At 65.5% G+C, this 23914-nt stretch carries 16 protein-coding genes; 9 read left to right on the forward strand and 7 right to left on the reverse strand.

What is annotated here, in order from left to right:
* Positions 1 to 115 precede the first annotated feature (115 nt).
* From AC1DNE_RS13390 to AC1DNE_RS13415, 6 genes are all read right to left on the reverse strand, one after another.
* Positions 116 to 949, reverse strand: coding sequence for a 5-deoxy-glucuronate isomerase (locus AC1DNE_RS13390; protein WP_441470197.1), 834 nt, complete (start codon positions 947 to 949; stop codon positions 116 to 118).
* Entirely contained in the window at positions 942 to 2006 is a 1065-nt protein-coding gene (locus AC1DNE_RS13395; RefSeq protein ID WP_441470196.1) for an ABC transporter ATP-binding protein, read from the reverse strand. The genes AC1DNE_RS13390 and AC1DNE_RS13395 overlap by 8 nt, the downstream gene beginning before the upstream one ends.
* Positions 1999 to 3066 carry an ABC transporter ATP-binding protein gene (locus tag AC1DNE_RS13400; RefSeq protein ID WP_476766646.1) on the reverse strand — a complete coding sequence of 356 codons (1068 nt, stop codon included), beginning with the start codon at positions 3064 to 3066 and terminating at the stop codon, positions 1999 to 2001. The genes AC1DNE_RS13395 and AC1DNE_RS13400 overlap by 8 nt, the downstream gene beginning before the upstream one ends.
* On the reverse strand, positions 3059 to 4198 hold the full coding sequence (locus AC1DNE_RS13405; RefSeq protein WP_441470194.1) for an ABC transporter permease: 1140 nt from the start codon (positions 4196 to 4198) through the stop codon (positions 3059 to 3061). The genes AC1DNE_RS13400 and AC1DNE_RS13405 overlap by 8 nt, the downstream gene beginning before the upstream one ends.
* Before the next feature lie 7 nt (positions 4199 to 4205).
* Positions 4206 to 5192 carry an ABC transporter permease gene (locus AC1DNE_RS13410; RefSeq protein WP_441470193.1) on the reverse strand — a complete coding sequence of 329 codons (987 nt, stop codon included), beginning with the start codon at positions 5190 to 5192 and terminating at the stop codon, positions 4206 to 4208.
* A 73-nt stretch (positions 5193 to 5265) separates the two neighbouring features.
* Positions 5266 to 7179, reverse strand: coding sequence for an ABC transporter substrate-binding protein (locus AC1DNE_RS13415; protein ID WP_441470192.1), 1914 nt, complete (start codon positions 7177 to 7179; stop codon positions 5266 to 5268).
* 211 nt (positions 7180 to 7390) lie between these two features.
* Here AC1DNE_RS13415 and AC1DNE_RS13420 point away from each other — a divergent pair, with 211 nt between their 5' ends.
* On the forward strand, positions 7391 to 8398 hold the full coding sequence (locus tag AC1DNE_RS13420; RefSeq protein ID WP_441470191.1) for a LacI family DNA-binding transcriptional regulator: 1008 nt from the start codon (positions 7391 to 7393) through the stop codon (positions 8396 to 8398).
* A 258-nt stretch (positions 8399 to 8656) separates the two neighbouring features.
* On the opposite strand, the gene AC1DNE_RS13425 is transcribed toward AC1DNE_RS13420, so the two are convergent.
* Positions 8657 to 10258: a SulP family inorganic anion transporter gene (locus tag AC1DNE_RS13425; protein ID WP_476803764.1), complete on the reverse strand. Its 1602-nt coding sequence runs from the start codon at positions 10256 to 10258 to the stop codon at positions 8657 to 8659.
* Positions 10259 to 10518: 260 nt separating this feature from the next.
* Between AC1DNE_RS13425 and AC1DNE_RS13430 the strand changes: the two genes are divergently transcribed.
* The 8 genes from AC1DNE_RS13430 (at position 10519) to AC1DNE_RS13465 (ending at position 23757) form a co-directional block, all read left to right on the forward strand.
* Positions 10519 to 11775, forward strand: coding sequence for an MdtA/MuxA family multidrug efflux RND transporter periplasmic adaptor subunit (locus AC1DNE_RS13430; RefSeq protein WP_441470189.1), 1257 nt, complete (start codon positions 10519 to 10521; stop codon positions 11773 to 11775).
* Positions 11772 to 14879 carry an MdtB/MuxB family multidrug efflux RND transporter permease subunit gene (locus tag AC1DNE_RS13435; RefSeq protein WP_441470188.1) on the forward strand — a complete coding sequence of 1036 codons (3108 nt, stop codon included), beginning with the start codon at positions 11772 to 11774 and terminating at the stop codon, positions 14877 to 14879. The genes AC1DNE_RS13430 and AC1DNE_RS13435 overlap by 4 nt, the downstream gene beginning before the upstream one ends.
* 2 nt (positions 14880 to 14881) lie before the next feature.
* The gene (locus AC1DNE_RS13440; protein ID WP_476841088.1) at positions 14882 to 18157 is read left to right on the forward strand and encodes an efflux RND transporter permease subunit; all 3276 of its coding nucleotides are present in this window, start codon (positions 14882 to 14884) and stop codon (positions 18155 to 18157) included.
* Between the two features lie 135 nt (positions 18158 to 18292).
* Positions 18293 to 19753, forward strand: coding sequence for an efflux transporter outer membrane subunit (locus AC1DNE_RS13445; protein WP_441470186.1), 1461 nt, complete (start codon positions 18293 to 18295; stop codon positions 19751 to 19753).
* Between the two features lie 450 nt (positions 19754 to 20203).
* Positions 20204 to 20533 (forward strand): hypothetical protein, encoded by a 330-nt coding sequence (locus AC1DNE_RS13450; protein WP_476766650.1) that lies wholly within the window; start codon positions 20204 to 20206, stop codon positions 20531 to 20533.
* Between the two features lie 309 nt (positions 20534 to 20842).
* Complete coding sequence (locus AC1DNE_RS13455) at positions 20843 to 21172, forward strand: c-type cytochrome (RefSeq protein ID WP_441470184.1); 330 nt, start codon at positions 20843 to 20845, stop codon at positions 21170 to 21172.
* Positions 21173 to 21440: 268 nt separating this feature from the next.
* On the forward strand, positions 21441 to 21716 hold the full coding sequence (locus AC1DNE_RS13460) for a c-type cytochrome (RefSeq protein WP_441470183.1): 276 nt from the start codon (positions 21441 to 21443) through the stop codon (positions 21714 to 21716).
* Positions 21717 to 22173: 457 nt separating this feature from the next.
* Positions 22174 to 23757 (forward strand): bifunctional aminoglycoside phosphotransferase/ATP-binding protein, encoded by a 1584-nt coding sequence (locus AC1DNE_RS13465; protein ID WP_441470182.1) that lies wholly within the window; start codon positions 22174 to 22176, stop codon positions 23755 to 23757.
* Positions 23758 to 23914: the final 157 nt, after the last annotated feature.

Raw genomic sequence — 23914 nt, forward strand, 5'->3', positions numbered from 1 at the left:
GGAGCGCCACAGGCGCGTCTCGAAGGATGATCCAGTGCGCTCTGGAACACCCTTCGGGACGCGAGCTGAAGCTCGCTCCTCAGGATGAGCTCCTGTGGGAGTCACGGATGCACTCTCACTTGAATTTGTCGCGCATCGACTGGATGCCAGGGATCGCGGCCATCAGGTGGGCGTGCCGGTCGTCGAAATGCTGGACCAGCCCGCGCTGTGTCTTCCCGACCAGGATGGTGAAGATGTAGCAGCGATGGCCGGGCGAGGTGACGGTCGGGTGATAGCCGCGATCGACCAGGATCGTGTCGCGATCCTGCACCATGAAGCATTCTGATTGGCCGTCGGCATAGATGATCTGGGCGCCGAAGCCGGTGCCGGGCTGGTAGCGGTAATGGTAGAGCTCGTCATGCGCCGTCTCGCCCTCGCGGTCGGCATCGTGCTTGTGCGGCGGATAGCCGGACCAGCAACCGGGGTCGGCATAGAGCTCGCTGACGAGAAGGTTTCCGGCGCGCCCCTGGCCGTTCTGGCCGAGGATGTGGAAGATGCGGCGGCGGCTATGGGTGTCGGGCGAGCCGACATCGACCATCGCGACCGCCTCCGGCGCGATGCGGAAGGGCTTCAGCCCGTCGTCGTCGCAGAGGCCGCCGGCGACGGCGATCTCGACGGGGCCGGCGGCATTCTCCAGCCGCACCGCGCTGCCCGGAGGGGCATAGACGGAATCCGCCTCGCCCGACCAGATGTCGCGCCGCTTGCCGACGGCCGCGAAGCGTTCCCCGTCGACGACGATGTCGACCGTACCGGAGAGCACGACATGGACGCTCTCATGCCGCGGCAGGCGCTGCTCGACGATCTCGCCCGGTTGCAGTCTCAGCAGGTTGAAATGGACGTGCGGTAGGGCCGGATCGTCGCTGACGATGGCGCTGTTGGCGTTGTCGCGGGCGGGTATGTGCTTAGGCATGTGTGGCTTGTCCGATCTGGATGGCGTCGACGCCGCGGAGCGTGAGCGTCTCGGCGTGATGGCAGGCGACGCTGCGGTCGCCGAGATCGCGCAAGGGCGGCTGGGTCGAGCGGCAGATCTCGGTGGCGAAACGGCAGCGTGGATGGAAGGCGCAACCGCTCGGGCGGTTCGCGGGATCGGCGACCTCGCCCGGCAGGCGGATGCGGCGGTTCTGCCGGCGATGGGCGGGGTCGGGGATCGGCAGGGCCGAGAGCAGCGCCTCGGTGTAGGGATGCAGCGGCCGGGCGAAGAGCGCTTCGGAGCTCGCGATCTCGACGATCTGGCCGACATACATCACGACGACGCGGTCGCAGATATACTCGATCACGCTGAGATCGTGGCTGACGAAGAGATAGGTCAGGCCGAACTCCTCCTGCAGGTCGCGCAGCAGGTTGAGCGTCTGCGCCCGGACGCTCACGTCGAGCGCCGAGACGGCTTCGTCGAGCACGACGAGGCGGGGATGGGTCGCGAGCGCACGGGCTATCCCGACACGCTGGCGCTCGCCGCCGGAGAAGGCATGCGGATAGCGCCGGGCGTATTCCGGCCGCAAGCCAACCTTGGCAAGGAGCTCGCGGACCTTGGCCTCGATCTCGCCCGGCGGCACCAGCCGGTTGACCTTCAGCACCTCGCCGACGATGTCGCGGACCTGCAGGCGCGGATTGAGCGAGGATTGCGGGTCCTGGAAGACGAGGCGCAGATCGGTGCAATAGGCGAGCCGCTCATTCTCCGAGAGACGGTCGAGATCGACGCTGCCGCCGTCCTTCCGGCGATAGCGCATGGTGCCGGCGGTCGGCTGGTGGATGCCGAGCAACAGGCGCGTCACGGTCGACTTGCCGCAGCCGGATTCGCCGACAAGGCCCAGCGTCTCGCCTTGGCGGATCGCGAAGGAGACATCCTCGACGGCGCGCACGGGATTGGCGGCCTTGCGCTGGAACAGTGTCCGGCGCGGCGGGAACAGCTTGGTGAGCCCGCGCACCTCGAGCAGCACGTCGGGTGCAAGCGAAGCGGGATCAGCCATGACGGGCGCCCTCCATGGCAGAGGGCTGGCGTGCAAGGATGCAGCGCACGTCCCGCCGGGGCCCGATCGAGACCGTGCCGGGATCGGCGACGTCGCAGACGCCCTTGAGCGCCGCATCGCAGCGCGGATGGAAGTCGCAGCCCGCCGGCCGGTCGAAGGGCGAGGGCACCATGCCGCGAATGGCGGCGAGCCGGGAGCCGCGCCCGGCGCCGAGCCGTGGCACGGATTTCAGCAGTGCCCGCGTATAGGGATGGCGCGGATCGGCGAAGATCTCCTCGACCGTGCCGCGCTCGACGATCTTGCCGAGATACATCACCGCGACATCGTCGGCGATCTCGGCGACCACTCCGAGATCATGGGTGATGAACAGGATCGAGAGGCCGTCCTCGCGCTGCAGTTCCTGCAGCAGGTCGATGATGTTGGCTTGGGTGGTGACGTCGAGCGCGGTCGTCGGCTCGTCGGCGATGAGGAGGCGCGGCCGGCAGGAGAGGGCGAGCGCTATGCAAACGCGCTGGCGCATGCCGCCGGAGAATTCGAAGGGATAGTTGTTCAGCCGCTCCGCCGGCCTTGGGATCCCGACGCGGCCGAGCATCTCGACGGCGCGGGCCTCGGCGGCCTTCTTCGAGAGATCGAGATGGCGGCGGATCACCGGAACGAGCTGCTGGCCGATGGTGTGGACCGGCGAGAGCGCCGCCATCGGCTCCTGCGAGATCAGCGAGATCTCCTTGCCGCGCAGGCCGCGGATCCGGCGGCCGCGCGGGTCGAGCGCGGTGACGTCGATCGCTTCGCCGTCGCGGCCGGAATAGGTGATGCTGCCGGAGGCGATGCGGCCGCTCGGCGGCAACAGGCTCATCAGGGCGCGGCCGGTGACGCTCTTGCCCGAGCCGGACTCGCCGACGATGCAGAGAGTGCGCCCGCGCCGCACGTCGAATGTCACCCCGTCGACCGCGCGCACCAGCCCGTCATCGGTGCCGATCTGGACCTTGAGGTCCCTGACGGCAACGAGCGGCGTGGCGCCGTCCGCCGGCGCCGGGCTCGGGTAAGGGCGGGGCTCAGGCATAGGGATCGGCCGCATCGCGAATTCCGTCACCGAGGAAGTTGAGGGCGAGCACCGCGATCACCACCGCGGCGCCGGGAGCGAGCAGCCAGGGCGCGGTGGTCAGGGCCATGATGCTCTGCGCGTCCTTGAGCAGCACGCCCCAGCTCACCACCGGCTCCTTCAGCCCGATGCCGAGGAAGGAGAGTGCCGTCTCGGCGAGGATCATGCTCGGGATCGCCAGCGTCACCGAGGCGACGATATGGCTGGTGAAGGAGGGCACCATGTGCCGCCAGATGACGCGCTGGCGCGAGCAGCCGTCGAGCCGCGCCGCCAGAACGAAATCCTCGGTCCTGAGCGAGAGGAAGCGGCCGCGTACCACGCGCGCCAGATCCGTCCAGCCGATCAGCGAGAGGATGATGGTGATCCAGAGATAGACCAGCAGTGGGTCCATGCTCGCCGGCACCGCCGCGGCCAGCCCCATCCAGAGCGGGATGGTCGGGATCGACTTCAGGAAGTCGATGCTTCGCTGGACGACTTCGTCGATCCAGCCACCGTAATAGCCGGAGATGCCGCCGAGCAGCAGGCCGAGGAAGAGGCTGACCGCGACGCCGACGAGGCCGATCGACATCGAGATGCGCGCGCCGTGAATGGTGCGCGACAGCACGTCCCGCCCGAGCCGGTCGGCGCCCCAGAGATACATCGGCTGGGACGGGTCGGCCGGGCCGATCAGATGCCGGTCCCAGGGGATCAGCCCGAAGAGCTTGTAGGGCTCGCCCTTGGCGAAGAAGACGACCGGATGGACCGACTTCTCGTCGACCACGAAGCTCCGCTTCAGCGCCACCGGGTCGAAGCTCATCCGGTAGCCGTTGACATACATGAAGTGCGTTTCGCCGGCCGCATCCGTGCCGAAGAACCTCAGCGCCTGCGGCGGGCCGTAGGTGAAGCGGGCATTGTAGGCGTCGGGCGCGAAGGGCGCGAAGAACTCGGCCAGCAGCGCGACGAGATAGATGCCGATGACGACGAAGAAGCTGGCATAGGCCAGCCGGTGCCGGCGGAAGCGGCGGACAATCAGCCGCCACTGACTGGCTTCGGCAAGCCTGCGGACCGCCGGGGCGGCGGTTTCGGGAGCGGCGGGCGCGGCGATGTCGCTCATTCCAGCCTCAGGCGTAGCGCACGCGTGGATCGAGCCACGCGAGCAGGAGGTCGGAGATCAGGGTGCCGATAACGGTGAGTGCGCTCAGCATCAGGATGAAGCTGCCGGCGAGGTACATGTCCTGCGCCAGCAGGGCCGAGAGCAGCAGCGGCCCCGCGGTCGGCAGGCTCATCACCACCGACGTCACGATCGCGCCGGAGACGAGGTTCGGCAGAACCCAGCCGATGGTCGAGACGAAGGGGTTGAGCGCGACCCGGACCGGGTACTTGAACAGAAGCTCCATCTCGCCGAGCCCGTTGGCGCGGGCGGTCTGGACATAGGGCTTGTAGAGTTCGTCGATCAGGTTGGCGCGCATGACGCGGATCAGCGCCGCCGTGCCATGGGTCGCCAGCACGAAGACCGGCAGCCACAGATGCATGGCGAGGTCGCCGACCTTGGCCAGGCTCCAGGGTGCGTTGACATATTGCGGCGAGAACAGCCCGCTGACGCTCATGCCGAAATAGCGTGAGAACACGTACATCAGCGCCAGCGCCAGCAGAAAGCTCGGCACGGCGAGCCCGAGGAAGCCGAGGAAAGTCACGACATAGTCGAGCCAGGAATAGCGCCGGACCGCGCTGTAGATGCCGATCGGCAGGGCGACCAGCCAGGTGAAGACCAGGGTGATGCCCGAGAGCAGGACGGTGAGGCCGAACCGGTCCCACATCAGCTCGGAGACCGGCTTGTTCCATTCGAAGGACTCGCCGAAGTCGCCGCGGAACAGGATGCCTGAGATCCACAGCCAGTATTGTACGTACCAGGGCTGATCGAGCCCGTAGCGCAGCTTCAGGGCGGACAGCGTGTCGTTGTCGAGCGAGCCGCCCTGCTCGGCGAACTTGGCGCTGAACGAGGTCAGGAAATCGCCCGGCGGCAACTGGATGACCAGGAAGGCGACCACCGACACCGCTGCCAGCGTGGCGAGCGTATAGACGAGCCGTCTCAGCATGTAGCGGAGCATCTGGGGCCTCCGGTGCGGTCGGGCGGGGAGGGGGCCGGAGCAGATGCTCCGGGCTGCGGATCGCTGACCGGAACTATTCGTAGAAGTACTGTTCCGGATTGGTCGGGCCCGGCGTCATGTAGAAGAACGTGTCCGGCATCAGATCGGGCACATTGCGCATATTGTTCTTCACGACGCCGTAATTGTCGGCGTCCATGTTCGTGCCGATCACGTAGAACTGGTCACGGGCGATCGCGAGGATCTTCTTCATCACCTCGATCTGCCCGGCCGTGCCAGGAGTCTTCTGCATCTGGACGTAGAGCGCCTGCTGCTGCCTGGCCGGCTCCGGCGGCTCCTCGGCGTTGGGATCCTTCGGGTTCTGGAAATAGATCCCCCAGGCCGAGGCGAAGGCCGCCTGGTTCTCGTAGGGGAAGTACCATTTCGGATCGAGGATGCCGAGGAAGTCGTAGCCGCCGCCGCCGATCCAGACCATCGCGTCATGCTCGTTGGCGAGCATGCGGGCGAAGGCGAAGGACTCCTCGACCGTCTTCACCTGCATCTCGATGCCGACTGCGGCCCAGTATTTCTTGATCAGCTCGAGCGCGTCGATCTGGTAGCGGCGCGAGGTTGCGGCATCGACGGCGAAGGAGATGCGCTTGCCGTCGGGTGCCAGCCGGAATTTCTGCGCATCGCGCTTGGCAAAGCCGGCCTTGTCGAGCAGTTCGTTCGCGGCCTTGGGATCGTACTTGGTGTACTGCGTCGCCATCTGCTCGTCATAGAGCGCGGTGCCCGGGCGCGGCGCCGCCTGATAGGGTTGCGACTGGCCGGCATAGATCAGGTCGTTGAGCTCGTCGCGGTTGATGGCGAGAGAGAGCGCGACGCGGAAATCCTTGTTGCGGAAGACCTCGCGCAGCACCGGGTTCTTGCTGGTCTGGTTGAGCGAGATGCACATCGCATTCGACCAGGCCGGCTGCGCCTTGAACAGCCGGTAGCCGCTGCGCTCGCGGTTCTGGGCGAGCACGATGCGCGTCTCCAGCCCGTTGAGGCGCTGGTTCTGCATGTCGAGCTCGCCATTGATCGCCTTCAGCACGATCGCCTGCTGGTCTCCCATGATGTCGAAGGTGACGCGGTCGATATAGGGCAGTTGCCGCCCCGCCGGATCGACCTTGAAGTAATAGGGGTTGCGCTCGAGCACGACCTGGGTCGTGCCGCCATAGGGCACGGTCAGCTTCCAGGGATCGAGCACCGGCCGGCCGGTATCGCGCCAGCGGCCGGGGAAGCTGGTCTTGTTGAGGAAAAGCGCTGCCCAGTTCGCTGCCTTGGCTTCGGCGACCAGCTTGTCGACGCCGTCGGGATTGTACTTCTTGTGGAACTGCTTGAGGTAATGCGCCGGCGCCGCCGCGAGGATGTCTGAGCCGAAGGTCGTCGCCATGTTCTCCAGCAACATGCCGTTCGGGCCGGTGAAGCGGAACCTGACCGTGTAATCGTCGATCTTCTCGACGGTGACGGGGTCGTTGCCGCTGCGCAGCCAGCGCGGCGCAGACGGCGTCAGTTCCTTGTTCATCAGCACGTCCTGGTACCAGAACAGGATGTCGTCGGCCGTGAACGGCGCGCCGTCCGACCAGCGCGTGCCCTTGCGCAGGTGGAAGACGTATTCGGTGCCGTCCGGCTTGATGTCGACCTTCTCGGCGACGTCGGGCTCGACCGCGGTCCAGTCGCGGTTCCAGCGGACGAGGCGGGTGTAGCCGACGGAGCGCTCGATCAGCGAGTCGCTGCCGCCCATCAGGGCCTGCCGCCAGGTGCCGCCGTACTTGCCGGCCTTCTCGACCGGGGCGAGGACCAGCGGCTTCTCGGGCAGGCGCTGTTGGACCGGCGGCAGCTTGCCGCCCTTCACCAGCTCCGAAAGCCCCGGCGCCTCCTGGTACTCGGCGGCCGCGGCGGCGCCGGAGAGGGCAAGGATCAGGGACAGCGCGACGCCACGCAGGGCGCGCCCAGGAAAAGCTGCCATCGTTTCCTCCGCTGCGCCTTCTGCTCATGGCGGGCGCTATGGGGATACGTTATCGTTATCTCAATCGAGGCGTCAAGCCTGCTTGGGTCGGCGATGAGGAATGCCCTATACCGACACTATAGTGCGATCGAGCTGGAAAAAATTGCGCCTTCGGCTGTGAAGGAAGCCTCTGGAAAAAGTTATCGTTATCGTGAGATAAGGCGACATGGAGATGAAACCAGCCCTGCGGCCGTCCACGATCACCGATGTCGCCACGGCGGCCGGTGTCTCGCCGATGACGGTTTCGCGCGTACTCAACGGCCGAGGCGGCGCCGGTGAGGAAACACGCCAGCGCGTGCTGGAGGCGGCCCAGGCTCTGAATTACCGGCCTAATGCCTTCGCCCAGAGCCTGAAGAGTGACCGCTCCCACACGGTCGGCATCGTTGTGCCGGATATCGTCAACCCGTTCTTCCCCGAGATCATCCGGGGAGCCGAGCTCGTGGCGCGGCCGGCCGGCTATACGCTGCTGTCCTGCAATGTGGTCGAGGATCCCGAGCGCGAGGAGGAGGTGCTCGGCACGCTGCTCGACAAGCGCGTCGACGGGGTCATCATCTGCAGCGCTCGCCTCGACGAGGAGCGGCTCTTGCGCGCGGTCGCGCCGCACCGGGCCGTTGTGCTGATCAACCGATCCGTCGCCAAGCGCCATGCCGGCACCATCGAGGTCGACTACCGCTCCGGCGTGGAGGCCCTCATTACGCAGCTTGTCGCCCAGGGGCGGCGGCGCTTCGGTTTCGCTGCCGGGCTGGCCTCGTCGCATGGCGGGCGCAAAAGGCGGGAGGGGATCGAGGCGGCCCTGGCGCGCCATGGGCTCTCCCTCGCTTTCGACCAGCCCTGCACGCCGGACCTTCAGGGCGGAGCCGACATCGCCGCCCGATTCCTGCCCGAGGCCGCGCGGATCGATGCCATGATCTGCTACAACGACCTGATCGCGCTCGGGTTGATGAAGCCGCTCGAGCAGGCGGGCATCAGGGTGCCGGATGATATCGCGATCGTGGGATGCGACGACATTCCGGCTGCGTCGCTGGTGTCGCCGGCTTTGACCACGCTCAGGATCGCCAAGCAGGATCTCGGCGAGATGGCGATGCGGATGCTGCTCGACCGGATCGCGGGCCGCAACGCCCAGCAAGGTATCGTCATCGAGCCGGATCTGATCTGGAGGGCGACGACGCCCACCTTGTGAGGGAAGACTTGAACGCCGCTTTTTCTCGATCGAGCGCTGCGAGTTCGGCGTAGAACTCCAACCTGTCGACAGCAGCCTGCTACCATTTGCGCCTGCAGCGTCCGTATGCCGGCTTCCGAGCCTTGGCGAAGACAGCCTCGGGCAGCCGGATGTCGGCTCCGGTGATGGAAATCTCGGCGCGGTCGCAGATGACGATGCCCTTGATCTTCGGCGCCTTTTCGAACCTCGTTGATATGCCGGATGTTCTCCGCTTCCCGTTCAGCAGGGAGTGCCCCCGCCAAGCTGGGTAACAGCTTCGTCGACGCTGTGGAAAATCCGGCCTTCTCCAATCGTGCGAACAATGCCGAAGCGCTCCAGCGCTTCGCGGGCCCGTGCGGATTCCACCCGCGCGATCGCGAAGGTGGTTCCCTGCTCTTCGCAGGCCCGGGCGACGGCAAGCAGCGATTGCGCCGCCGTATAGTCGATGGCTGCAATGCCGCTGGCCTCCAATATGACCAGCCTCGGCTTTTGTTCTGCGAGCCGGTCGAGCAGGTCCTGCTGGAACCCGGACGCATTGGCGAACAGCAATGGCGCAGGAAAGCCGGCGACGAGGATTCCCGGAAGGGTCGTCAACGGCTGCCCCGGACCCGGTGGCCACCAGATCGTCGTGCCAGCGATACGACCGAACTCGACCAGATGGCTGCGGGTCGTCATCCAGATGCCGTGCAGCAAGGACAGGCCAATGCCGATGGCCACGCCGCTTTCGATCGGCAGCAGGGCAACGGCGAGAGCGGTCAGCAGGACGAGCGCGAATTCCTGCGGGCTCTGGCGCGCGATCTGCACGATCAGGCCCACTCTCAAGATCCGCCCGGCCACGAAGAAGAGAACGCCGGCAAAGGCTGCCTCGGGGACATCGGCGAGAACATCGGCGCCGAAGAGCGCGAGCCCCAGGACCAGCGCCGCGGCGGCGAGACCGGAGACAGGGTTGCGGCCCCCGCTCTCGACGACGATGGCTGTTCGTGGCGGGCTGGCGTTGACGGGGAATGTGCCAGCCAGCCCGGCAAGCAGGTTGGCGCCCGCCAGTCCGAGATAGTCACGCCCGACATCGGGCTCGCAGCCATCGGGGTCGCGGAAGGACCGGCTGACTGTCGCCGTCTGCATCATCACGATGAGCGCGACGATCAGGGCCAGCGGGACGAGCGACCGCAAATCGGCCCAGGACAGATCGAAGCCCGGCCATGGCGGCAACCCCTCGGGCAACGAGCCGAGCACTGCGACGCCTCGGCTCTCCAGACCGAGCACCACGACCGCAGCCGTCGCCAGGGCGAAGGCGATCAAGGCCCCGGGCAGCCAGGCCGCCAGCCTTTCGCAGAGGACGATGACGGCGAGCACGCCGAGGCCCAGCAGGGCCGAGAACGGATTGCTGGCTGCACGCGCCGCCCAAATTTCCGCCAACCGGGGAAGCAGACTGCTCGCCTGCACGTTCAGCCCCAGCAGGCTCGGGAGCTGGGACACGACGATATGGGCTGCGATGCCGGCCAGGAAACCAAACACGACCGGCGTCGACAGAAAATCGGCGATCCAGCCAAAGCGCAGGAAGCCGGCCCCAAGCAGCAGGAGGCCGACCAGCACGGCGAGTGTCGGCGCCGCCGCCGGGGATATGATGCCACCGGCCGCAAGCGCGGCGAGCGCGCCGGCGAAGATGGGGGTGATCGTCGAATCGGCTCCGACGGTGAGGACCCGGCTGGCGCCCAGCAGCAGGAAGCCGAGCGTCGCTGCAACGAAGGCGAACAACCCCACCTGCACAGGGAAGCCGCCGAGGCGCGCCGTTGCCATCTGCTCCGGGATGGTGATCGCCGCAAGTGTCAAGCCGGCGAGCACATTGCGCCCAAAACCTCCGCGACGTGAAGGGCCTCCGGGAGAGTGCTGCCCCGATCCGGTCAGAGGTGCGTTGCTTTGCATGACCGGCCACCGTCGTTGCATGCGAAGCCCATGCGGCTGCGATCATAGCAGTTCGCCCTATGAACGCTTAGGCACATGGATTTGTCCGAGATGAACGGAAGGTTACGCCCGTTTCATGTGCGGCGCTGCGAAAATACGTATAGCATGCCGGTGGAGTTATAAGCGGCATCGGTGCAGCGATGAACCAGAAGCCCGAGTTCCCAGCCGTGGCTCCTGTGACAGATCGTTCGCAAACGGTCTCGCCGAAGCCGCGGAGCGGCCGTCTTGGCGCGCTGTTGGTCGTTCTGGTCGCGGCAGGGCTCGGATTGTGGTGGTGGGTGCGACCGGGTGCCGAGAAGCCGGTGGGAGCCAACCGCGGCGTTCAAGCGATGTCGATCGTGTCCGCGAAAGCGACGCAGGGCGATATCGCGATCAACCTCGATGCGCTTGGTACCGTCACTGCGCTCGCGACCGTCACGGTCAAGTCCCAGATCGCCGGAAAGCTCCTCGGGGTGGATTTCGAGGAGGGGCAGGACCTCCGCAAGGGGGATCTGCTAGCCGAGATCGATTCCCGTCCCTATGAGGCCGCCCTGGCCCAGGCGAAGGGGCAGTTGGCGCGCGACGAGGCGCTGCTCAGCGGGGCACGGGTCGACCTGGAGCGCTACAGGAGACTGTCAGCCCAGAACGCCGTGCCGCACCAAACTCTGGATACGCAGATCGCGCAGGTCGCTCAATATGAGGGAACCGTCGCCGCCGATCACGCGCAGGTCACGGCGGCCGAAGTCAATCTCCAGTATTGCAGGATCGTTTCGCCGATCAACGGGCGCGCCGGTTTGCGCCAGGTCGACGCGGGAAACTACGTTACGGCCGGCGACGCGAGCGGCATCGTCGTAATCACGCAGCTCGAGCCCATAAGCGTGCTCTTCACCCTCCCGGAGGACAATCTGCAGCCGGTCGCCGCGCGCCTGCGGACGGGCGCTACGCTGCCGGTCCAGGCATTCAACCGCGCCGGCACGGCGAAGCTCGCAGATGGGACGCTGCAGACGTTCGACAGCCAGATCGATCCCACCACGGGAACGATCAAGCTGCGTGCACTCTTCGGAAACGAGGGGCGGTCGCTTTATCCCAACCAGTTCGTCAACATTCGCCTGCTGCTCGATACGCGCAAAGGCGTCACGCAAATCCCGTCCGCGGGGGTCCAGCGCGGCGTGCCGGGTACCTTCGTCTATATCGTCAACGCGAACGACACCGTCTCGGTCCGCAAGGTCGAACTCGGCGTGACCGATGGCGACCATGTGGAGGTCCTGTCGGGTCTCAAGCCGGGCGACACGGTCGTCATCGACGGCGCCGACAAGCTGCGTGAAGGCGCCAGGATCAGCGTGCGGGCGCCCCTCGATGCAACGGTGCCGCCGCCTGCGGGCACTGGCCGCCGCGCGGGCGCGAGGTCAGCCCCGTGAGCCCGTCCCGGCCGTTCATTATGCGGCCCGTGGCCACGACGCTGCTGATGGTGGCCATCATGCTTTCGGGCATCCTCGCCTTCCGGTTTCTCCCGGTGGCGGCGCTGCCCGAGGTCGATTACCCGACCATCCAGGTCCAGACCTTCTATCCGGGCGCCAGCCCCGATGTGATGACCTCCTCGGTGACGGCGCCGCTCGAGGTGCAGTTCGGCCAGATGCCGAACCTGAACCAGATGAGCTCGGTCAGTTCGGGCGGCGCCTCGGTCATCACTCTGCAATTCGACCTGAACATCTCGCTGGATGTTGCGGAGCAGGAGGTGCAGGCCGCGATCAACGCCGCGGGCAACCTCCTGCCGGCGGATCTCCCGGCGCCTCCGATCTACGCGAAGGTCAACCCCGCCGACGCGCCCATCCTGACTCTTGGGCTGACCTCCGCCACTGTTCCGCTCACGCAGGTGCAGGACTTCGCCAACACGCGGCTGGCGCAGAAGATATCGCAACTTCCCGGCGTGGGCCTTGTCAGCATCAGCGGCGGCCAGCGGCCGGCCGTGAGGATCCGTGCCGATATCCGCAAGCTCGCCGCCTACGGCCTGAACATCGATGACCTGCGCACCACGCTGGCCAACGCCAACGTTAACACGCCGAAAGGCAGTTTCGACGGGCCGATGCGGGCTTCGACGATCAACGCCAACGACCAGATCCGCTCCGCCGGCGGCTACCGCTCGCTGATCGTCGCGTACAAGAACGGCGCTCCGGTCCGGCTTGGCGATGTCGGAGAAGTCGTAGACGGAGCCGAGAACGACAAGCTCGGTGCCTGGATGAACACGACGCCGGCTGTGATCCTGAACATCCAGCGTCAGCCGGGCGCCAATGTCATCTCGGTGGTCGAGAGTATCAAGGCGCTGTTGCCGCAACTCAAGGCATCGCTGCCGGCGGCCGTCGACATGACGATTCTGACCGACCGCACGGTCACCATCCGGGCTTCGGTCCGTGACGTCGAATACGAGCTCGGCCTCGCGGTGATACTCGTCGTTCTGGTGATCTTCGTCTTCTTGCGCAGCCCGCGCGCGACGCTGATCCCGAGCCTGTCCGTCCCGCTTTCGCTCGTCGGGACGCTCGGCGTGATGTACCTGCTGGGCTTCAGTCTCAACAACCTGACGCTGATGGCACTGACCATCTCGTCCGGCTTCGTGGTCGACGACGCGATCGTCGTGATCGAGAACATCTCCCGCTATCTTGAGGAGGGACATGCGGCGCTTGAGGCCGCGCTGCGCGGCTCCGAGCAAATTGGCTTCACCATCATCTCGCTGACGGTCTCCCTGATCGCTGTGTTGATCCCGCTGCTGTTCATGGGCGACGTGGTCGGCCGCCTGTTCCGGGAGTTCGCCGTCACGCTGTCGGTGACGATCCTGATCTCGGCGGTCGTCTCGCTGACATTGGTCCCGATGGCCTGCGCCAAGCTGCTGAAGCCAGTGGCGGAGACCACGGAGAACCGCTTCCAGCGCGCGAGCCGCGAGGCCTTCGACAGCATCATCGCCGGCTATGCCCGGATGCTGGACTGGGTGCTCGACCGGCAGACGATGGTGCTGCTGATCGCCCTGACGACGTTCGGGCTGACGGGGTATCTCTACGCCGTCATTCCCAAGGGCTTCTTCCCGCAACAGGACACCGGCATCATCCAGGCGATCACGGAGGCGCCGCAATCGGTCTCCTTCGCCGCGATGGCCACGCGGCAGCAGGAGCTCGCCGCCGAGATACTGAAGGACCCCGATGTCGTAAGCCTATCCTCCTTTATCGGCGTCGACGGCACCAACAGCACGCTGAACAGCGGTCGGATCCTGATCAATCTGAAGCCTCATGAGGAGCGCGCGTCCAACATCGCGGTGGTGATGGATCGCCTGCGGCAGCGCACAGCCTCGCTGCCGGGTATCTCGCTCTATATGCAGCCCGTGCAGGACCTGACGGTCGAGGGCATCGTCAGCCGAATGCAGTACCAGTTTGTCCTGCAGGATGCCGACGCGGTTCAGCTCGCCGAATGGACACCGAAGCTCGTCGAGCGGCTGGCGGAGCTTCCGCAGCTTGCCGAGGTCGCCAGCGATATCTCCGCACGAGGGCTCGCCGTTTTCGTCGATATCGACCGCGACCAGGCGGCTCGCTTCGGTATCACCCCGGCGACAATCGACAACGCGCTCTACGACTCCTTCGGACAGCGCATCGTCTCCACGATCTTCACCAATGCAAACCAGTATCGTGTCATCCTGGAGGCCGATCCGTTGCTGCAGACCTCGCTACGATCGCTATCGGCGATCTATCTGCCGTCATCGGTGGGCGGGGGACCTGTGCCGCTGGCGGTCGTCGCGAAGATCCGCGAGGGAACCGCACCGCTGCAGGTGTCCCATCTCGGCCAATTTCCCTCGGCCACGATCTCCTTCAACCTCGCCCCGGACGCCTCGATCGGTGAGGCCGTCAGCGCGATCAAGCAGGTCCAGGCCGAAATCGGCCTTCCAGGAAGCGTCGTCAGCACCTTCCTGGGCACGACGCAGGCATTTCAGGCGTCCCTGTCCAACCAGGTCCTGCTGATCCTCGCGGCGATCGTGACAGTCTATATCGTGCTGGGAGTGCTCTACGAGAGCTTCACCCATCCCCTGACGATCCTCTCGACGTTGCCGTCGGCGGGCATCGGCGCGCTGCTGGCTCTGATGATGGCGGGCCAACAGCTCACCATCGTCGCGATCATCGGCATTATCCTCCTGATCGGCATCGTGAAGAAGAACGCGATCATGATGATCGATTTTGCGCTGGACGCCGAGCGCAACGAGGGCAGGGCGCCGCGCGAGGCGATCCGCCAGGCCTGCCTGTTGCGGTTCCGGCCCATCCTGATGACGACGATGGCCGCGATGCTGGGTGCGCTCCCGCTGATGCTCGGAACCGGCGTGGGCTCCGAGCTCCGGCATCCGCTCGGCATCGCCATCGTCGGCGGGCTGCTGGTCAGCCAGTTCCTGACGCTGTTCACCACGCCAGTGATCTATCTCTGGTTCGATCGGCTGGCTGTGCGCTCCACCGGTGCCGGGGCGGCTGTCCCGCCGGCCCAAGAAGTGCCTTAGTCATGAACCCGTCGGGGACCTTCATCCGCCGACCGGTTGCGACCACGCTGCTGACCGTCTGGCTTGCCGGGGTGGGCGCCGTCGCTTACTTCCAGCTCCCTGTCTCCCCCCTGCCGGAGGTCGATTTCCCGACAATTTCGGTCCAGGCCACGTTGCCGGGCGGAAGCCCGCAAGATGTGGCGGCGACCGTGGCGAGCCCGCTGGAGCGCCATCTCGGCCAGATCGCCGATGTGACGGAGATGACCTCGTCAAGCACGGTCGGAGGAACGCGGATCACCCTCCAGTTCGGCCTGAAGCGCGACATCGACGGCGCTGCGCGCGACGTGCAGGCTGCGATCAACGCGGCTCGCGCCGACCTGCCGGCAAGCCTGCGCGCGAATCCGACCTATCGGAAGGTCAACCCGGCGGATGCGCCCGTGCTCATCCTGACGCTGACTTCGGACACGAAGACCCGGGGCGAGCTCTACGATGCGRCCTCCACGGTGCTCGCGCAGAAACTGTCTCAGGTGGAAGGGGTCGGCGAGGTCATCGTCGGCGGCGGTTCGCTGCCGGCCGTCAGGGTCGAGCTGAATCCGCAGGCCGTCTACAAATACGGCATCGGCCTGGAGGACGTCCGCGCCGCCGTAGCCAGCGCCAACGCCCACAGCCCCAAGGGTGGGATCGATGTCGGCGATCGCCGTTACCAGATCTATGCCAACGACCAGGCAGAAAAGGCGCAACAATATCGCTCCCTCACCATCGCCTATCGCGACGGCGCGCCCATCCGGCTGTCCGATATCGGCGAGGTGACGGATTCGGTCGAGAATCTGCGCAATGCCGGGCTCGTCGACGGCAAGCCCGGCGTTCTCCTCGTGTTGTTCCGGCAACCCAACGCGAACATCATCGGCGTGGTCGACCGGGTGAAGGCCCTCCTGCCGACGCTCCGGGCCTCCATTTCGCCGGCCATCGATCTCGCGCCGGCCGTCGACCGATCCACGACGATCCGGGCTTCGCTCAACGATGTCGAGCGCACGCTGCTGATCGCGATCCTGCTGGTGATCGCCGTGGTGTTCGCGTTCCTGCGGGACTGGCGGACCATGCTCGTGCCGATCGTGGCCGTGTCCGTATCGCTGATCGCCACCTTCGCGGCGATGTACCTGCTGGGCTACAGCCTCAACAACCTGTCGCTGATGGCCTTGACCGTCGCGACGGGGTTCGTCGTCGACGATTGCATCGTGGTTCTCGAAAACATCGCGCGCCATGTCGAGGGCGGGATGGAGCCGCGCGAGGCCGCGCTCAAGGGCGCGCAGGAGGTCGGCTTCACGGTCCTGTCCATGAGCATCTCGCTGGTCGCAGTGTTCATCCCGATCCTGCTGATGGGGGGCATCGTCGGGCGGCTGTTTCGCGAATTCGCCATGACGACCTCGCTGGCGATCATCATCTCGCTGCTGATCTCGCTGACGACGACACCGATGATGTGCGCCGCGCTCCTGCGCAGGAATTCCGAGCTTCGGCATGGCCGACTATATCGCGGCAGCGAGCGGGTCTTCGCCTGGATGCTTGGCGGATACAGGCGAACGCTGACAGTCGCGCTTGGCCATCCCGGGGCGATCATGCTGGTCTTCGCAGCCGTGCTGGGCCTCAACTTCTATCTTTACGGCGCCATTCCGAAGGGCTTCTTTCCCCAGCAGGACACGGGACGCATCGTCGGTTCCATCCAGGCCGATCAGAGCATCTCCTTCCAGCTTATGCAGCAGAAGCTTTCGCGCTTCGTCTCGATCGTGAAGGCCGACCCGGCCGTCGACACCGTCGTCGGGTTCACCGGCGGTGGGCAGACCAATTCCGGCAGCGTCTTCATCGCGCTGAAGCCGCTCGCCGAACGCGTCGTCTCTGCCGACCAGGTGATTGCGCGCCTGCGGCGGGATCTGGCAGTCGTGCCCGGCGCGAGCCTCTTCCTGCAGGCGGTTCAAGATATCCGGGTAGGCGGCCGGGTCGGCAATGCCCAGTACCAGTATACGCTGCAGGGCTCGACCCTGGAGGATCTCGCGGAATGGACGCCGAGGATCACCGCCGCGCTGCAGGCGCTGCCGACGCTCGCCGACGTCAACAGCGACCAGCAGAACAAGGGGCTGGAATCCAACGTCATCGTCGATCGCGATACGGCCGCGCGCCTCGGCCTCACCATGGCGCAGGTGAACAACACCCTTTACGACGCCTTCGGCCAGCGGCAGGTGTCGACGATCTATGTCGCGCGCAACCAGTACCATGTCATCATGGAGGTGGCGCCGCGCTTCTGGCAGAACCCGGAAACGCTGAAGCAGGTTTTCATCAGCACTGCCGGCGGGTCGGTCGGAGGCTCTCAGGCAACCAATGCGGTCGCCGGCACGGTCGCGGCCGCGGGCAAATCGACCCCGGCGAGCAGCGTCGCGGCGGATGCGGCCCGCAATCTCGCCACCAACTCCATCGGCGCGACCGGCAAGGGAGCGGTCTCGACCGGCTCGGCTGTCAGCACGGTGCTGGAGACGATGATACCGCTCTCGGCGATCGCGCGCTTCGAGCTGGGCGCGACGCCGCTCGCCGTCAACCATCAGGGGCTGCTCGTCGCCAATACCATCTCGTTCAACCTCCCGGCGGACGTGTCGCTGAGCACGGCAATCGAGTCGATCGAGGCCGCCATAAACCGGATAGGTGTGCCCGTCACCATCCACGGCACCTATCAGGGAACGGCCCGCGCCTTCCAGGACGCTCTTGGCAGCCAGCCCTATCTCATCCTGGCGGCATTGGTGACGATCTACCTTGTCCTGGGAGTGCTCTACGAGAGCTTCGTGCACCCGCTAACGATCCTCTCGACGCTGCCGTCGGCCGGGGTCGGCGCATTGCTCGCGCTGATGGCTTTCGGCGTCGAATTCAGCATCATGGCGCTGATCGGGGTGATCCTTCTGATCGGTATCGTTAAGAAGAATGCGATCATGATGATCGACTTCGCGCTCGACGCGCAGCGCCAGCGCGGCCTGCCCCCGTTCGAAGCCATTCAGGAGGCCTGCCTGTTGCGGTTCCGGCCGATCATGATGACGACGATGGCCGCCATGCTCGGCGCGATGCCGCTCGCGATCGGCTTCGGCGAAGGGGGAGAACTGCGGCGCCCGCTTGGCATCGCCATCGTCGGCGGGTTGGTCCTGAGCCAGATTCTGACGCTCTACACGACGCCGGTCGTTTATCTCTACGCTGACCGCTTTCGCGCCTGGTGCGGGAAGCTGCGCAGACGTCGGCCTGCGCCCGCCCCGGATGCCACGGCATGATGGGGAAGGACGGCGAGGCCGTGGAGCCTGCGCTGCGACGGCTCCCCATGCCGAAACTTTCCCCGTTTCCCGACCAAGTCTATCGCTTCGCGGCGCGATCGGATGAACTCCGAGAATCGGCGGGGGAGTCCATGCATGTGTGATCGCGTTGCGTTCGCTTCGACTTGCATCTCGGCAAGGCACGCGCCTTCGTTCGGTTGGCACGGCATCGGTGCCTTGGTCGCCATTTCGCTCGGCCTGTCGGGCTGCATTCTCGGCAGCGAGCATCCGGCTGCCGATTTGGAGGTGCCCGCCAGCTACCGAGGCGGAAACCGAAGCCCCGACGCGGCGCTGCCCGGTCTCGACTGGTGGCGCGGCTTCCGCTCCGCAGAGCTCACGAGCCTGATCGAAGCCGCGCAATCCGCCAACCTCGACATCGCGGTCGCAGTCGCACAGATTGTCCAGGCGGATGCGCAGGCCGGGATCGCCGGTGCGCCGTTGCTCCCGACCGTGACTGGAACTGGCAACGCAGAGCGCATACGGCTGCCGACGACCAGCGGCAGTTCGGGGTCCAGCACGAAGTCCCAGTTCGGCGTCGGGCTGACGGCGAGCTACATGATCGACTTCTGGGGAAAAAACCGAGCAACCCTATATGCCGCGCAGGAGAATGCCATAGCGGCCAGGTACAATCGCGACGTCGTCACCCTCAGTACGACCGTCAGCGTCGCCAATACCTACTTCCAGATCCTGACGGCCAACGACCGCTTGCGGATCGCCTACAGCAACGTCGCCGCGGCCGAGCGGATACTGACGCTGGTGCGGCAGCAATTCAACGCCGGAACGGTGTCGCAGCTCGATCTCTCCCAACAGGAGACACTCGTCGCGACGCAGAAGGCGACGGTCCCGCCACTCGAGCTTGCCGCGGCCCAGAACAACGTGACCTTGGCCCTTTTGCTCGCCCGGGCGTCTGCGAATTTCAGAGTGATCAGCGGTGGTATGGCAAAGGTTTCGGTGCCGCGGGTGACGCCGGGCCTGCCATCGGAGCTATTGCACCGCAGACCCGATGTGCTGGAGGCTGAGGCACAGCTCGCCGCATCAAATTTCAGCGTCGAGTCAGCGCGGGCGGCCTTCTTTCCGCAGATCCAGCTTACAGGTATTGGCGGCTTCCAAAGCAAGGCGCTGACCTCGCTGTTTGGACCGGGTGCTTGGTACTATACGCTGGCCGCCGGCTTGACGCAGCCGATCTTCGACGGATGGCTCCTGCAAAGCCAACTCGACCAAGCGAGGGGGGCACAACTGCAGGCCTTGCAGGCCTACCGTCAATCGGTTCTCTCGTCCTTTGCCGATGTCGAGAAAGCACTGGTGGCGCTGACCCAGATAACCCGGCAGGAAAGGCTTCAGTCAGAGGTCGTCACCAGTGCGCGCCGGGCCTTCGAAGTCGCCGAAGCGCAGTTGCGCGGCGGCACGGCAAATCTCATCAGCGTATTGCAGAGCCAGCAGACGCTCTTTGCCGCCGAGGATAATCTGGCGCAGGTCAGATTAAACCGCTTTCTTGCCGCGACGAGCCTGTTTCAGGCGCTGGGCGGCGGATGGACCCGCGATCTGCCACCTCTTTGATGATGCTCAGACGGATACCGCAACCGCGCATGTATCCGGCATCTCGGAGGCCCGAGCCGGATCTGGAACGCGTTCCTGTCCACCGATGCGCCAGTTGCGTTCGGCCTTGATCTGTCTCCGACGCGCTCATGCGGATCTTGCGCGGTCGAGATCGGCGCCGTTCTCAGCGGCGTCGCCGCAAGCTCCAAGTCAATAGCCCAGCGCTTCAAGTGGCCACTGAATCTCTCGATGAGTTCATGCTACACTGCGCGCGTTCTCGCGGACGAGCCGTGGATATGACCGTGGTCGCGCCGAAGACCGGAGAAGCATACCGGGCGGCTCGATCTTGAAAGCTCCGAACCCCGGATGCGGCTAGCGCGGCCATGATGCGATCGATCCGTATTGTTAGGTGCCAACCCTGCGATAGGGTGCTCGTTGCTTGGGAGGGTCCAACGCCTCGAAGGTTTCGTCATGATGAAACGGTTAGGTGTGGCGCTGCCGATAGTTATCTGCCTTCAAAGCTCTTTGGCCTTTGGCCAAACGGGAGAATGCCAGCGCGAGATCGCGCAGATTGAACAGCTCGTTCAGAGCCGGAAAGAGACCCCTGAGTACGACGAAACGGCGCAGGCCAGGCTCCACCGGCAGCCGACTGCGCAATCGATGGCGCAGGCCAGCAAAGAGGCTTGGAACGAGCTCGATGATCGCTTGGCCAAAGCCCGTATCCTCGCGCAAAAGCAGGATGTAAAAGGCTGCATGGCGATGGTCAGGGAGATAAAACTGTCTCTCGGTGCAACGAACTGACGTTTTCGGCGGTCATCGCACATCCTCTCGGGAGTGAAGCAGCGCTCCATTCGTTCATTCCCAGACCGAGCCGTCGAAGACGGGATCGCTTTCTCCGGTCTCGCGCCCCAACGAATTGCGGCGTACGATGATGACTGGAGCCGGATCCGATCGGGCTGAATGCCCCTGGTCGGAACGGGCCGGTCAACGTGCTGCAGACCAGCGCGCGCTGATCCAGGGGCGGGATCTAACGCAAGGTAATCGCGACGCCGACGGTATAGCCATCTGCTGTTCTATTCAATAAAATGCGTTAACAGCGAGGGTCTGGTCATGGGACGCCTGCGGGGCTTTGCGGTTGGTGCGGTCCTTTCGGTTGTGCCTGCAAGCCTGAGCGCGCAGCAGACGGGTGACACGCAACAGGGGCTGGCGTTCGCGCGGCAGGCTTGTGCTGCTTGTCACGCGGTGGAGCGCGGGCAGCCTTCTTCGCCGAACGCCCAGGCGCCGCCGTTCGGCGCGATCGCGAACACGCGCGGTATGACCGGGATGGCGTTGTATGCGTTCCTCCGGACGTCTCACCCTACAATGCCGAACCTGATCTTGGAGGCAGACGAAATCGCCAATGTCGCTGCCTACATCCTCAGCTTGAAGGGGGGACAGTGACGGGCAGTCGAAAGCACTCGGTCAAACGGCGGAGCGCGGCGAATTTGCCGGCGGCCTCCCGCGCGCCGGGCCTGGTGTAACCGCCCCATCGATCTGTCCGAACCGCGCAGCAGCCGCGCCCAGGCATGCTTCCTCGGCCTGCTGCTGCGAGCGTCGCCGCCGGCGCGGGGTTGCCGGCGAACCACTCGAAGGGAACTCGGGGGAGGGTATGGTTATGGGGATGGCAGGTGGACGCCGCGCATATTTGGGCGTCGTTGCGGCTCTGCTCGTGGCACCTGCGAGTGAGGGAGCGGCCGCCGATAGCGCCAGAGGACAGCGGATTGCCGAGCGCTGGTGCGCCGAGTGCCATGTCGTTGCTCCCGGGCAGCGGCGGGCCTCCGACGCTGTCCCGACTTTCGCCCAGATCAGCAGGGCCGGGCGCTTCGACGAAGCGACGCTCGCAGCCTTCCTGGCGAACCCGCATGACACGCGCATGCCGAACCTGTCGCTCACGCGTTCCGAGATTGCGGATCTCGTCGCTTACATCAAGCGCCGGGTGAAATAGGGATCAGCGCCGTTCTGCAACGTGGCGCCAGGAGAGGCCCACTCGCGCCGCGCTCTGACCGCATGGATGGCGACGCAGACCAGCGCCGCTAACGCGCCTGCTCAACCCTGACGGCATGGTGACGTGATAGCCAGGTTGCACGTCTCGGGTATCAGACAGGGCTCCTTCGGTTGCAACCTGACATCGCAGCATTCGTTCGCGAACCGCGCTTCGCTCGGGCATGGCGACGGCCTTCCTAAGCGCTCTGCCTATAAATTGGCGGCGAGCCGTCCGCTGTCCCTCCGAAACAAGCACGCGGACTGGTTGGAGAACTGCGCCGACGCACTTTTTCGTTTTGCGCTGTTCGGTTGTTCGCGCTTCTTCCAAGGGAAAGAGATTTAAGACGGCTGAACTTGACGAATATCAATGCCGTTTTGCGCGACGGGAGAATGATCGTTCGTTCGAACGGAGTCTCGTTATGCAGATTGCCAGCCAGAATGGAACGATCTGCTTTCTGGGATCGTCCGACGGCTTCGGTGGTGGCGCCGACTGGATCGAGATGGTTTCCACCCATATTTCGATTGTGCTGTTGATCGGCCCCCGCGCCCTCAAGCTGAAGCGTCCGGTCAAGTTGCCTTACGTCGATCTGTCGACGCCGGAACGGCGACTGGCGATGTGCGAGCACGAACTGATGCTGAACCGCCGGACCGCGCCAGATCTGTATCGTGCGGTTCATAGGATCACGCGTGAGCGGAACGGCGATCTGGCGCTGAATGGTCAGGGCGAGTTGGTCGACGCTGTGCTGGAGATGGAACGCTTCGACGACAGTTTCCTGTTCGACCGAATGGCGCAGCGCGGGCGTCTCACGGCAGACGATATGGCCGAGCTCGCAGGAGCGGTCGCACGTTTCCACCGCACGGCGCCCGTCTCGGCCGACAGCGACGGGGCGAAGCGAATGGAGCGCGTGCTCACCGTCAACGAACGATCCTTCGCCCATGCCGATATACTGTCACGGAGCGAGGTGGAGCCCGTCATCTCCGCTTGCCGCGAAGCGCTCGCGCGCCATGCGGGGCTGCTCGACCGGAGAGCGCGGGAAGGGAAGGTCCGGCGCGGGCACGGCGATCTGCATCTGCGCAATATCTGCCTGGTCGAGGGCAAGCCGCTGCTTTTCGATTGCCTGGAGTTCGACGAGGACCTTGCGACCGTAGATGTCCTCTACGACCTCGCCTTCGTTCTGATGGATCTCTGGCACCGCAAGCTCGCGCCGCTCGCGAACATCCTGTTCAATCGCTATCTCGACGCCACGGGCGATGAGACCGGCATCCGCTTGCTGCCCTTCTTCATGGCGGTGAGAGCTGCCGTGCGTGCACATGTCACCGCCATCGATAGCGGCAAACCTTCGGCTTCGCGGTTGTCCGAGGCGCAAGCTTATCTGCAGCTTTGCCGCGACCTTCTGAAGGGGAGGCGGCCCATGTTCGTCGCCATCGGCGGCTATTCGGGTTCGGGAAAGTCGACGCTCGCGGCGCAAGTCGCACCGACGCTCGGGCCGCCGCCTGGCGCTCGGATCTCGGCCAGCGATCGGATCCGAAAGAAGCTCTGCGGTGTCGCCGCCGAGACGCGGCTATCCGCCGATGCCTATAGCGACGAGATCTCTGCCCGGACCTATCGCGCGATGACGCAACTCGCGGAGAGCGCGCTGGCACAGGGCCACGCGGCTGTCGCCGATGCCGTGTTCGACCGTCGTGCCGAACGCGAGCGGATCGAGGAGGTTGCCCGGCGCGCCGGTGTGCCGTTCTGCGGCCTTTGGCTCCAGGCACCCGAACAGATGCTCGTTCAGCGCGTGGCTGCGCGCCACGGCGATCCCTCCGATGCCACGCCGGACGTCGTTATGGCTCAGATCGCCCGGCATGGTGCGGCGACGGAATGGGCGTGGATCCCGGCGCGGGGCGACGTCGACGTCGTCGCAACCGCAGCCCTTGCCGAGATCGGCTCTCACACGACGGTGCAGGCGATCTGGCCGAATCCGGTCTGCACGCGACCGGAAACCCACGGCATCGGATAAGCGGGAGGCCGGCAGCGCAGGCCGTCTCGCAGGTGACGAGGGATCGCGCTCAAAGCTACCGTGTTGCTGAGCCGGCGCTCAGTCGAGAGACTGGGGGGCCGGAACGCTGCCTCAGATCGTTTCTGTCGCGGAAGGCACTCTCGATCGAGGAGCAAAC

Source organism: Allobosea sp. 05L423, from assembly GCF_056397745.1.

What these genes read in the sequence shown, in the direction of transcription:
- AC1DNE_RS13405 (WP_441470194.1), bottom strand. Translation starts at nt 4,198, where the DNA reads ATGAGCGACATCGCCGCGCCCGCCGCTCCCGAAACCGCCGCCCCGGCG.
- AC1DNE_RS13420 (WP_441470191.1), top strand. Translation starts at nt 7,391, where the DNA reads ATGAAACCAGCCCTGCGGCCGTCCACGATCACCGATGTCGCCACGGCG.
- AC1DNE_RS13390 (WP_441470197.1), bottom strand. Translation starts at nt 949, where the DNA reads ATGCCTAAGCACATACCCGCCCGCGACAACGCCAACAGCGCCATCGTC.
- AC1DNE_RS13455 (WP_441470184.1), top strand. Translation starts at nt 20,843, where the DNA reads ATGGGACGCCTGCGGGGCTTTGCGGTTGGTGCGGTCCTTTCGGTTGTG.
- AC1DNE_RS13400 (WP_476766646.1), bottom strand. Translation starts at nt 3,066, where the DNA reads ATGCCTGAGCCCCGCCCTTACCCGAGCCCGGCGCCGGCGGACGGCGCC.
- AC1DNE_RS13430 (WP_441470189.1), top strand. Translation starts at nt 10,519, where the DNA reads ATGAACCAGAAGCCCGAGTTCCCAGCCGTGGCTCCTGTGACAGATCGT.
- AC1DNE_RS13450 (WP_476766650.1), top strand. Translation starts at nt 20,204, where the DNA reads ATGATGAAACGGTTAGGTGTGGCGCTGCCGATAGTTATCTGCCTTCAA.
- AC1DNE_RS13410 (WP_441470193.1), bottom strand. Translation starts at nt 5,192, where the DNA reads ATGCTCCGCTACATGCTGAGACGGCTCGTCTATACGCTCGCCACGCTG.
- AC1DNE_RS13395 (WP_441470196.1), bottom strand. Translation starts at nt 2,006, where the DNA reads ATGGCTGATCCCGCTTCGCTTGCACCCGACGTGCTGCTCGAGGTGCGC.
- AC1DNE_RS13415 (WP_441470192.1), bottom strand. Translation starts at nt 7,179, where the DNA reads ATGGCAGCTTTTCCTGGGCGCGCCCTGCGTGGCGTCGCGCTGTCCCTG.
- AC1DNE_RS13465 (WP_441470182.1), top strand. Translation starts at nt 22,174, where the DNA reads ATGCAGATTGCCAGCCAGAATGGAACGATCTGCTTTCTGGGATCGTCC.
- AC1DNE_RS13445 (WP_441470186.1), top strand. Translation starts at nt 18,293, where the DNA reads ATGTGTGATCGCGTTGCGTTCGCTTCGACTTGCATCTCGGCAAGGCAC.